This is a genomic window from Novosphingobium sp. SG707 (genome assembly GCF_012275515.1).
Lineage (GTDB): Bacteria > Pseudomonadota > Alphaproteobacteria > Sphingomonadales > Sphingomonadaceae > Novosphingobium.
Genome location: NZ_JAAZQL010000010.1, coordinates 158,050 through 168,909, shown reverse-complemented (window position 1 = coordinate 168,909; position 10,860 = coordinate 158,050). Strand labels below are relative to the sequence as shown.

7 protein-coding genes and 1 pseudogene are annotated in these 10,860 nt (G+C 63.8%); 6 read left to right on the top strand and 2 right to left on the bottom strand.

Going from position 1 to position 10,860, the window contains the following annotated elements; all coding sequences use genetic code 11:
• The 3 genes and pseudogenes from FHW92_RS22010 to FHW92_RS22000 form a co-directional block, all read left to right on the top strand.
• Positions 1-261: pseudogene (locus FHW92_RS22010) on the top strand (mannitol dehydrogenase family protein); the annotation flags it as partial.
• Entirely contained in the window at positions 258-1,280 is a 1,023-nt protein-coding gene (locus FHW92_RS22005) for a sugar kinase (protein WP_168605433.1), read from the top strand. The pseudogene FHW92_RS22010 and the gene FHW92_RS22005, both read left to right, overlap by 4 nt.
• Before the next feature lie 29 nt (positions 1,281-1,309).
• The gene (locus tag FHW92_RS22000; RefSeq protein WP_168605432.1) at positions 1,310-2,764 is read left to right on the top strand and encodes a carboxylesterase family protein; all 1,455 of its coding nucleotides are present in this window, start codon (positions 1,310-1,312) and stop codon (positions 2,762-2,764) included.
• Here the strand turns inward: FHW92_RS22000 and FHW92_RS21995 are convergent.
• Positions 2,761-3,951 (bottom strand): enolase C-terminal domain-like protein, encoded by a 1,191-nt coding sequence (locus FHW92_RS21995; protein WP_168605431.1) that lies wholly within the window; start codon positions 3,949-3,951, stop codon positions 2,761-2,763. The two genes, FHW92_RS22000 and FHW92_RS21995, sit on opposite strands and share 4 nt — an antisense overlap.
• Positions 3,952-4,155: 204 nt before the next feature.
• Here FHW92_RS21995 and FHW92_RS21990 point away from each other — a divergent pair, with 204 nt between their 5' ends.
• The gene (locus FHW92_RS21990; RefSeq protein WP_168605430.1) at positions 4,156-5,187 is read left to right on the top strand and encodes an MBL fold metallo-hydrolase; all 1,032 of its coding nucleotides are present in this window, start codon (positions 4,156-4,158) and stop codon (positions 5,185-5,187) included.
• A gap of 56 nt (positions 5,188-5,243) precedes the next feature.
• Here the strand turns inward: FHW92_RS21990 and FHW92_RS21985 are convergent, their stop codons facing one another.
• Positions 5,244-8,150: a TonB-dependent receptor gene (locus FHW92_RS21985; RefSeq protein WP_168605429.1), complete on the bottom strand. Its 2,907-nt coding sequence runs from the start codon at positions 8,148-8,150 to the stop codon at positions 5,244-5,246.
• Positions 8,151-8,550: 400 nt separating this feature from the next.
• Between FHW92_RS21985 and kdgD the strand changes: the two genes are divergently transcribed.
• The gene (kdgD, locus tag FHW92_RS21980) at positions 8,551-9,465 is read left to right on the top strand and encodes a 5-dehydro-4-deoxyglucarate dehydratase (RefSeq protein WP_168605446.1); all 915 of its coding nucleotides are present in this window, start codon (positions 8,551-8,553) and stop codon (positions 9,463-9,465) included.
• Positions 9,465-10,793 carry an enolase C-terminal domain-like protein gene (locus FHW92_RS21975; protein WP_168605428.1) on the top strand — a complete coding sequence of 443 codons (1,329 nt, stop codon included), beginning with the start codon at positions 9,465-9,467 and terminating at the stop codon, positions 10,791-10,793. Before kdgD ends, FHW92_RS21975 begins: the two co-directional genes overlap by 1 nt.
• Positions 10,794-10,860: the final 67 nt, after the last annotated feature.

Sequence of the window (10,860 nt, the reverse complement as noted above, 5' to 3'; positions counted from 1 at the left end):
CAGCGCTGGCTCGCCACGCTGGCCGCCAATCAGGCGCAGGGCCGATCCTGCCCCGCGATCCTCTCGGCCATCGCCGCCTGGATCAAACACCTGCGTGGCCAAAACGGCCCCGTCGATGACCCAAGGGCTGCCGAATTGAGCGAAGTGGCGCAAAACGCAGAGCCGGTCCCCGGACTCTTCGGTCCCAATGGCCTGATCGAGAGCGATTGGGTGCCCAACTCGGCGGAAGTGGCGCTGATTATGGAAGGATTGGCGCGATGACCAAGGATCGTTCTGGCCCTGTCGTCTGTTTCGGCGAGGTGATGCTGCGTTTCGCCACGCCTGCGGGCCGGGTGATTGCCGATGCGCAGTCGCTTGACCTGACCATCGGCGGGGCGGAGGCCAATGTCGGCGTCGCGCTGGTGGCGATGGGGCATCAGGCGCGGTTCGTGTCCAAGGTTCCGGCCAATGCGCTGGGCGACAAGGCCCGCGCGGCGCTGGCGGGCGCAGGCGTCGATGTCGCACATTTCGTGCGCGGGGATGGCCGCATGGGCCTGTATTTCCTAGAAGTCGGCGGTTCGCTGCGGCCCAGCGCGATCACCTATGACCGCGCCGGTTCGGCCTTTGCCACTGCGCGGCCGGAGGAGTTTGACTTCGCCGCCGCGCTTGATGGCGCCTCGCTGTTCCACATTTCTGGCATCACCGCCGCGCTTGGCCCGGGCGGCGTTGACCTCGCCCGCGCCGGGATCAGGGCGGCGCGTGCGGCAGGTGTTCCGGTCAGCTTCGATTGCAATTTCCGCGAGAAACTCTGGGGCGCGTGGGACAGCAATCCGCGCGAGATCCTGCTGGAATTGCTGGCGGACGCGACGATCATGTTCGGCAACCACCGCGATATGACGCTGCTGCTGCAAAAGCCTTTCTCCGGCGATGGTGCCGAGCGGCGGCGCGAGGCGGTCGAGGCCGCCTTTGCCACGTTCCCGAACCTTCAGGTCATGGCCAGCACAGCGCGCCATCCGATCACCCAGACCCACCACCGCCTCTCGGCCCGCGTGGACCTGCGCGAGGATCGGTATCAGACGCCGGAAATCGAGATCACCGATATCATCGACCGTGTAGGATCGGGCGATGCCTTTGCGGCGGGGGTCCTGACGGGCTGGCTGGAAGGCGGCGACGCGCAGAAAATGGCGCAGCTTGGCCTCGCCATGAACGCCCTCAAACATTCCCTCCACGGCGATTGGCTCCGCCTGCCGCGCGCCGAAGTCGACAGCTTTACCGGCAATTCCGGCGATGTCCGGCGGTAAGATAAAATCATAATCGGGACAGGATAGACATGAAGCACCGCGCACTGGCCGCCCTTGCCGCCCTTATGGCGTTCCCCATCGCTGCTCAGGCCCAGCCCCGCGCGGTGGTGGAGCAGGGGGCACTGGTGGGGCAGGCGCAGGATGGCGTCACCTCGTTCAAGGGCATTCCCTTTGCCGCCCCGCCGGTGGGGGCGCTGCGCTGGCGGGCGCCGCAGCCCGCCGGGCCGTGGCAGGGCGACCGAGATGCGGCCAATTTCGGCCATGACTGCATGCAGGTCTATCAGGCCAACCCCTTGCCCCCCGGCTCGGAACATTCCGAGGACTGCCTCTATCTCAATATCTGGCGCCCGGCGGGGGAGGCGCGCAAATTGCCTGTTTTGGTGTGGATCTATGGCGGGGGCTTTGTGAACGGCTCGGCCTCGCGCTGGATCTATGCGGGCGACAGGCTGGCGCGGCGCGGGGTGATGCTGGTCAGCTTCAATTACCGCCTCGGCCGGTTCGGCACTTTTGCCCATCCCGCGCTGACCCGCGCCGATGAGGACAAGGGGCAGTTGGGCAATTATGGCTATATGGACCAGATTGCCGCGATGCGCTGGATCCGGCGCAATATTGCGGCTTTTGGCGGCGATCCGGCAAATATCACCATCATGGGCGAGAGCGCGGGCGGCATGTCGGTGCATAATCTGCTGACCTCGCCGCAGTCGCAGGGGCTGTTTGCCCGCGCGATCATCGCCTCGGGCGGGGATGGCCATTTCATCGGCGACCCCACGCTGGCCGGGGCCGAGGCGATCGGCAAGGCTTTTGGCGAGGAGCAGGGGATCGGCGCGCAGGATGCCGATGCTCTGGCGCGGCTGCGCGCGGTTCCGGCGGACAAGGTGCTGGGCGGGATCAAGATGTCGGCGGTGATGGGGCCGGGGCCGCGCAAGTTCAGCAGCCCCTTTCCCGATGGGCGAGTGACGGTCGATCCGCTGGCGGCCTATCGCGCGGGGGCGTTCAACCGCGTGCCGGTGATGGTGGGCGCGACCAGCGGCGATATGGGCGGGCGCGAGGGGATGATGGTCAAGGGCGCGCGCGAGATGGCTGATCTGTTCGCCGCCAAGGGGTTGCCGACCTATTATTACCGCTTTTCCTATGTGGCCGATGCCGCGCCCACGCCCAAGAGCGATGGGGCGATCCATGCCGATGATCTGCCTTATTATTTCGACACGGTGGATGTGAAATATGGCGACAGGACGCGCCCTGCCGACGCCGCGATGGGCCATATTATCGCTGATTATGTTGTCAATTTCGCCAAGACCGGCGTGCCTTTCGCGCCCGGCCAAGCCCCATGGCCGGCCTATCGTGCCAAGACCCGCGTGATGATGGATTTCAGCGCGGCGGGCCGGGCCACGCCGGGGCGCGATCCATGGGCGGATGGCGCGGCGGTGGCGGAAAAGTCCGGCCCGCGCCGCCTGTTCAACGATGATGGTAGTCCGATGCGTTAAAAGGCGCGGCCTTCGCTCGATCTGGTCAAAGGTTGATAGGGCCGCTTGGCCGCCACCGCCTCGTTCAGCACCGTGCCAAGGCCGGGGCGGTCGGACAATTCGCAAAAGCCGTTGACGATTTTTGGGGTCTGCCCCTCGTGCAGGTCCAGTTCGAATTGCGAGGTGTAGTCGCGCACTTCCTGCGCATAGAAGGCGGTGGTTGAGGCGTCGAAGTGGAAATTGGCCAGCGCGCCCGCCGTTTCATGCGGTCCGTGGGGGGCGATCTGGATGCGGTTGGCCTCGCACAGGGCGGCGATTTTGCGCGCTTCGGTGATGCCGCCGCATGCCGCCAGATCGGGCTGGGCAAAGTCGATCAGATGGCGATTGAGGTAAGGCGCGAAGCCCCATTTGGTCAGCACCCGCTCGCCGGTCGCGATGGCGGTGGTGGTATGGGCGCGCAGATGCGCCCAGTCTTCGATATCGTCCATCTGGATCGGTTCTTCGACCCAGAGCAGGTTCAGATCCTCGACCCCGTGGAGATATTGCAGCGCATCGCGCGTGGTCAGCGTGCCATCCATATGCACGGCAAGCTGATGATCCGGGCCAACAATCTCGCGCCAGCGGCGGGTGGTGGCGATCATCTGGGGGATGCTGCCCTTGGGCGCCTGAACGCGGGTGGCGGTGATGCCCTGCGCCTTTTGCGCCTCATAGATGGCGGGGGTCATGTCCATCGTGCTGCCGTAAATGCGCAGGCGAGTGGCGCCAGCCCCGCCCAGCAAAGTGTAGATCGGCGCGCCCAGCGCTTGCCCCAGAATGTCCCAAAGGGCGATGTCGAGCGCGCTGATCGCGGCCGTCAGCGGCCCGCCGCGCCAGCGTGGGGTTTGATAGAGTTCGTTCCACAGGCTCTCGATCTGGGTGGGATCGCGCCCAACAAGCACACGTTCGCATTCCATGATCGCGGCGGCGGTGGCCATTTCCTTGGATGTCTGGATCGCCACGCCCAGCCCGGTAAGGCCCTGATTGGTATGGACCTTCACAAAGATCGAGCGCGGGGCGACGAGGAAAGTCTTAAGCCCCGTGATCTTCAGCCCCAACGCGCCCGCCCGCGCCCGCGTTTCGGCCATCGCCATATCGCCGAGCCCCGCCAGCGGCAGTCCCGCCAGCATGGCCGTCATGCCGCCCAGCGCGGCGCGGCGAGTGATGGGCATCGTCTCTCTCCCTCTTGTCTTTGGCCGGGACAGTAACGCGGCGGATCGCGCCATCCCATTGCTGAAACAGGATGGATCAATCCGCATATGGCATGGGATGAAAGCGGTTGCGCATTGGAGGCCGGTGCTCAGGTGGCGCAACATGCCCGCGAGGCGGGGCAGGCCCGCCCGGCAAGGGAGAGAGCGATGCGGTCGAGATTGAGAATGGCGTTATTGTCGGCGCTGGCCATGGGCGGTGCGCTGCATGCGCAATCGCGCACACCGCCTGTGGCGACCTATCCGAAGATGGCCGAATTTCCCAAGGAGAACAAGGCGCTGGCGGCGGAGTATCTGGCCCGCGCTCGCGCCGCTGCGGGCGATGACCTGTTCGGCGATTTCGTCCACCGCTGCATTGCCGATCCGCGTTTCCGCCAGCGGGTCAATGCCTTGCAGATGAACGCCTTGCTGCCCCCGGCCAAGGTCTTCGACCAGCTCTATTTCGTGGGCCAGAATGCCGAATCCGCTTGGGCGCTCGATACGGCCGAGGGCATCGTGCTGTTCGATGCGTTGGAGAATGAGGAGCAGGCCCGCGAGATCATCCTTCCGGGGCTGAAGGCGGTGGGGCTGGACCCGGCGCGGCTGCGCTATATCCTTATCACTCATGCCCATGGCGATCATTACGGCGGGGCGGAATTCCTGCGCAATGCCTATGGCGCGCAGCTGATTTCCTCAGGCCCCGATTGGGTGGCGATGGACGCGATGCGCGCGCGGGGCAAGGCCGAAGGGCCGGAAGGCGCCCCGATGCCCCCAGCCCGCATCGAGGGCAAGGACCGGACCATTGCCGATGGCGAGGCGCTGAAACTGGGCGCAACCACGCTGCATTTCTATGTCACGCCCGGCCATACGGAGGGGACGGTTTCGACGATCTTTGACGTGACCGACCATGGCAAGCGCCATGTTGCGGCCTTCTTTGGCGGGTTTGGCGCGCCGCGTGATCCGCTGCAGCGCTATCCCCATATCGCCTCGATGCGTCGCTTTGCCGATCTGGCGGCGCGGGCCGGGGCCGATGTTATGCTGGCCAATCATCCGGTGCAGGATGGCGCGTTCGAAAAGCTCGAATTGCTGCGCTATCGCCGCGCGGGAGATGCCAATCCCTTTGTGATGGGGCCCGATAAATTGGCGCGCTATTACAAGGTTCAGGAAACCTGCAGCCAGCTTGGGCTGGTGCGCGCGGGATTGGACCCGGAAAAGCCATAAGAAAAGGCCCGCCCTCCGGCCAAGGAGGGCGGGCCTTAAAATCACCTCGCCAAGGATTACATCGCGACCCGCACGCCAAGGCGGAACATGCGGCCGATCGGATCATAGAGCACCGAGCCGCCAAAGGGCGGAGCGCGGTGGTTGAACACATTGTCGACCTTGAAATAGACCTGCGCGGATTTGCCCAGCTTGTAATTGCCGCCGATGTCGAGATAGGCGGCGCCGGGGATGTCGTTGAAATTATAGGTCGGGTTCTGCACCGTCGAGGCCGGGCAATTGCTCGAACAAACAATGGCATTGGGATCGATATAGCCCGCGCTGATGATGCGCTCGGTCAGCGTCAGCGAGACCGGGCCCTTTTCCCAATTTTGCTGCAGCATGATCTTCCACTTGGGCACGCCATTGCCATTGTCGGTGTTGTTGCCCGCCAGTTGCGCGATCTGTTGCCCCGCAATGCCGGTGTTGCTGACCATCGAGATCGCATGGGTGGCCAGAGCGCGCAGTGTCAACGTGCCTGCCTTGCCCAGATTGCGGCGATAGGCGGCTTCGATGTCAAAGCCGCGCATGTTGAGCGAGGCCAGATTGAAGGGCTGTGAGATCACATAGGGATAGTCGGATGTGCCGAGAACCCCGGTAAATTTCACGTTGGAACAATAGGTTGTATTGCCATTATAGCACAGGTCGATCACCTGCTGGTTGGTCAGGGTCGAGATCGCCTGATTGAGGCGGATGTCGTAATAGTCGAAGGAGATGCTCAGCCCCGGAATGAAATCGGGGCGATAGACCGCGCCCACGTCGATGGTCTTGGCGATTTCGGGCTTGAGCGCCGGATTGCCCAGCGTGGTCGAAACCACCTGCACCGTGCCGCCGGTGGCGCGGTTGATGACCGGCTGGTTGGCGGTTTGCGGCGCGGCGAAAAGTTCGGACAGGTTGGGCGCGCGCAGATCGCGCGACACCACCCCGCGCAGCTTCAGACCCGAGAGCGGCGTATCCCATGTCGCGCCCACTTTCCACGTATTGGCATTGCCCGCCGTGCTGTAATGCGCCGCGCGGCCTGAGAGGCTGAGGTCGATCTTGCCGATCTCCTTGCTGTTGAGCAGCGGCAGGCCGATCTCAAGGAAAGCCTCGCGCACGTTGAACGCGCCCGAGCCATTGTGGTAATTGCCCGCAAACCAGTTGTTGCCCCCGGTGGAGAGCAGGGGGTCGGCCGGATAGGCGGCGGTGTTGGGCGTGTCGGCGGTCACGCCATTGCCGTAAGGATCAGAAATCGTGTTGTAATATTCATTGCGCCATTCCGCGCCCAGCGCCACCGAAACGTCGCCTGCCCAGTTGTGGAAAGGCGTGGCGTTAAAGGCGATGCTGGCCGCGTCCTCCTTGAAGGTGCTGTATTGATACGGGCCTGTGCCCCCCGTCAGCCAGGCAAAGGCGGCATCGGAAATCTTGGCGCCCGAAAAGATGTTGATCGGAATACAGCCCCCCGCCCGCGCCGTGGCCGAGGAGCAGACGATATTGCCGCTGGAATCGCGCACCGCGTTGATGGCCGCATTATAGCGCCCGTTCAGCGTCATGTTGCGGATATCGACATGCACATTGTTGGTGCCATGCTGATAATAGGCGTCGAATTTGATCGGCGTCGAACCGATATTGAACGAACCCTCGGTGCCCAGCACGAAGCGATACTGGCGGCGGACCGAATAGATCGTTTCCTTGCCCGGCATGATGGCATTGGCCGTGCCATAGGAGAAGCTGGTGATGCCCTTGGACGCGCAGAGCGCCGGGATCGTGGTCGAGGCCAGATAGGCGTTCGAACATTGCATGGTCAGATTGCCCGGCTTGCGCGGATAGGCGATCGGCGTGTTGCTGGTGCGCACCTCGGACACATTGGCCGTGGCATAGATTTCGATATTGGGCGTCAGGTCAAAACCGATGCGGCCATAGCCGACCACGCGGTTGATCGGATTGTCGATCGTGTTGGTAGTGATGTAATTGTCCTGCTGGCCGCCAACACAGGTGCCCGAGACGCAGCCGGTGCCATATTGAAAGGCATAGGGATTGCCGCTGCTGTCAAAGGCTGTGCCCGCCAGCGGGCCTGCGGTGATCAGGCCCACGCTGCCCAGCGTGGTGGTCTGGGCATTATAGGGATAGGCGTAGAATTGCGGTGAGCCCGCCGGTTGCGCGCCCAGCGCATAGGAGGTCGTGCCCGAGCGATAGGCATCGGGGCGGCCATTGGGCTGCGCCCCGCCGACCTCGCCGCCCGGCACACCGCCGTTGCGGAAATATTCGCCCGCGATTTCAATATGCATCCGGTCGCCCATCAGGCCCCAGCCTGCGGCGGCCTGTGCCAGCACGCTCTGATCGTCGCCATAGGTCGATGTGCCGCCCGATAGGTTGGCCTTATAGCCCTTGAACGTCTTGTCGGTGACGAAATTGACCACGCCCGCCACCGCGTCCGAACCCCATGAGGCCGACGCGCCGCCCGTCACCACATCGACCCGCTTGATCAGCAGTTGCGGGAACTGGCTGACGTCGGCAATGCCGGTGATATAGGCGGGCACGACGCGCTGACCGTCGAGCAGGGTCAGCGTGCGGATCGAGCCGAGGCCGCGCAGGTTGAGCGCCGAAAGGCCGTTATTGCCGAAACTGGTGCCGCCGTTCTGGCGCGTGTTGGCGGTGCCCACGCTGCCCTGAAGGGCAGGCAATTGCGCGATGGAATCGAACAGGTTGGGCTGGGCCGCCTGCTGCAATTGCTCGATGGAAACCACGGTGGTGGGCGTGGGCGCGTTGAAACCGCTGGCCGTGATGCGCGATCCGGTAACGATGATCTCGGCCGCGCCCGGCACATTGGCAGGTGCAGGCGTCGTTTGCGCATGGACCGCAACGGGCAGGATAAGCGCGGCCAGGCTGCTGCCCAAAATCAGGCGGTTGCGATTGGCAATAAGGCGCATGGTGCGGGCATTTTTCATGATGGCATCCCCCATTCACAGCACCATCCCGCCGGGCGGCATGGCGCTGACATCCTCTGGCCTGAGGCTGTTGCCCCAGGTTCTTTCCCCCACGCGCCGCATCTTTGTCTCGGCGCTATGGCTTGTGGCCCTGTTATGCCGCGCCTTTTGCCTGCGACCATTCCCGGTTGGGCATGGAACAATGCCCAACCGGCACTGATGGCCGGGCGCCCCCGCCAAATCCGCTGTTTTATATTGCAATTTGGCGCTATTCTCGCGACCGGAATGGCGGATATGCAAAGGATTGGCCAAGCGATGCCGATCCAGCATGAATTGAACCAGGAATGGATATGGACGCATCGCGCCTTCTGGTCCTAGCCCAAAGGCAAGGATCAACCAGAACACAGGATGGCGAGAGATGATGGCCCCACAGGACATGGCAAAGGTAATTGGCTCGGGGTTGCTGTCCTTTCCGGTCACGCATTTCGATGCGGACCTGCGCTTTGATGAGGCGCCCTATCGGCAACATTGCGGATGGATGCTCGAACATGACGTGGCGGCGCTGTTTGCCGCCGGGGGCACGGGCGAGTTCTTCTCGCTGACGCCTGCCGAAACGGTGCAGGTGGTGCGTGCGGCGGTGGAGGAAACGGCTGGTCGCGTTCCGGTGATTTCGGGCTGCGGCTATGGCACGGCGATTGCGGTGGAAATCGCGCAAGGGGTGGAAAAGGCCGGGGCCGACGGCATCCTGCTGTTGCCGCAATATCTGGTGGGGGCGAAACAGGAGGGTCTTGCCGCCCATATTGAGGCGGTGTGCCGTTCGACCAATCTGGGCGTGATCGTCTATAACCGTGACAATGCGGTGGTGAACGAGGATACGCTGGCCCGCCTGTGCGAACGCAACCCGAACCTTGTGGGATACAAGGATGGGGTGGGCGACATCGAATTGATGATGCGCGTTTATTGCAAGCTGGGCGACCGGCTGACCTATATCGGCGGGTTGCCCACGGCGGAGACTTTTGCGCCCGCCTATCTGGAAATGGGCGTGACGACCTATTCCTCGGCCATCTATAATTTCATGCCGGAATGGGCAGTGGCCTTTTACAAGGCCGCCCGCGCGCGCGATCATGCCAAGGTGCATCAGATGCTGCGCGATTTCGTGCTGCCCTATATTGCGCTGCGCAATCGCGGGCGGGGCTATGCGGTGTCGATCGTGAAGGCGGGGATGAATGTCATCGGTCGCCCCGCTGGCCCGGTGCGCACGCCCTTGACGGATCTTTCGGCGGCGGAACATGAAGAACTGGCCGCGCTGGTGGCCAAGGCGAAGGCAAGCATCTGATGGGTTCGGCTCCGATTATTGCTGAAATGCGCGTTGTGCCGGTGGCGGGGCATGATGCGATGCTGCTCAACCTGTCGGGCGCGCATGCGCCTTTCTTCACCCGCAACATCGTCATCCTGACCGACAGTGATGGGCGTCAGGGCCTAGGCGAAGTGCCCGGCGGCGAGGCGATCCGGGAGACGCTGGAGGATGCGCGGGGGCTGGTCGTGGGCCGCCCCCTCGGCACTCATGCCAGTGTGGTGGCTCAGGTGGGCCGCGCCTTTGCCTCGCGCGATGCGGGCGGGCGGGGTTTGCAGACCTTTGACCTGCGCACCACGATCCACGCCCAGACCGCGATCGAGGCGGCGATGCTCGACCTGCTGGGCCAGCATGTCGGCGTGGCGGTCGCGGATCTGCTCGGCACCGGGCGGCATCGCGACCGGGTGGAGATGCTGGGCTATCTCTTCTATATCGCCGACCCCAAAAAGACCGATCTGCCCTATCGTGATGAGAGCGACAGTGCGGATGAATGGGAGCGGCTGCGTAACCGCGAGGCGCTGACGCCCGAAGCCGTGGTGGCCCTGGCCCGCGCGGCGCAGGCGCGATACGGTTTCCGCGATTTCAAGCTGAAGGGCGGCGCTCTGGCGGGCGATGAGGAAGTGCTGGCGGTGCGGGCCTTGAAGGAGGCTTTCCCGCAGGCGCGCATCACGCTTGACCCCAACGGCGCGTGGAGCCTGTCCGAGGCGGTCCGCCTGATGAAGCCGCTGGGCGAAGTGCTGGCCTATGCCGAGGATCCTTGCGGGGCCGAGAATGGCTTTTCCGGGCGCGAGGTGATGGCCGAATTCCGCCGCACCACCGGACTGCCCACCGCGACGAACATGATCGCCACCGACTGGCGCCAGATGGCCCATTCGCTCTCGCTGCAATCGGTGGACATCCCGCTGGCCGACCCGCATTTCTGGACGATGGAGGGCGCGGTGCGCGTGGCGCATCTGTGCGATGCTTTCGGCCTGACATGGGGCAGCCATTCGAACAACCATTTCGACATTTCGCTGGCCATGTTCACGCATTGCGCCGCCGCCGCGCCGGGCAAGGTCACCGCCATCGACACGCATTGGATCTGGCAGGACGGCGAATGTCTGACCAAGAACCCGCCGCGCATTGAGGACGGCCATGTTGCCATCAGCGACAAGCCGGGTCTGGGGATCGAGATCGACGAGGACGCGCTGATACGCGGGCATGAACTGTATCAGCAGCATGGGCTGGGTGCGCGCAATGACGCGATGGGGATGCAATATCTAATCCCCGGCTGGACCTTTGACAACAAGCGGCCCTGTCTGGTGCGCTAAGTTTTACGCCCCAGTTTTACGCCAAAGTGCGTTGAACAGGAGGGAGCCAACCACCCGGCTCTCTCCT

Coding starts and splice junctions, on each gene's coding strand:
- FHW92_RS21975 (WP_168605428.1), top strand. CDS start 9,465: ATGGGTTCGGCTCCGATTATTGCTGAAATGCGCGTTGTGCCGGTGGCG.
- FHW92_RS21995 (WP_168605431.1), bottom strand. CDS start 3,951: ATGCCCATCACTCGCCGCGCCGCGCTGGGCGGCATGACGGCCATGCTG.
- FHW92_RS22005 (WP_168605433.1), top strand. CDS start 258: ATGACCAAGGATCGTTCTGGCCCTGTCGTCTGTTTCGGCGAGGTGATG.
- kdgD (WP_168605446.1), top strand. CDS start 8,551: ATGGCCCCACAGGACATGGCAAAGGTAATTGGCTCGGGGTTGCTGTCC.
- FHW92_RS22000 (WP_168605432.1), top strand. CDS start 1,310: ATGAAGCACCGCGCACTGGCCGCCCTTGCCGCCCTTATGGCGTTCCCC.
- FHW92_RS21990 (WP_168605430.1), top strand. CDS start 4,156: ATGGCGTTATTGTCGGCGCTGGCCATGGGCGGTGCGCTGCATGCGCAA.
- FHW92_RS21985 (WP_168605429.1), bottom strand. CDS start 8,150: ATGAAAAATGCCCGCACCATGCGCCTTATTGCCAATCGCAACCGCCTG.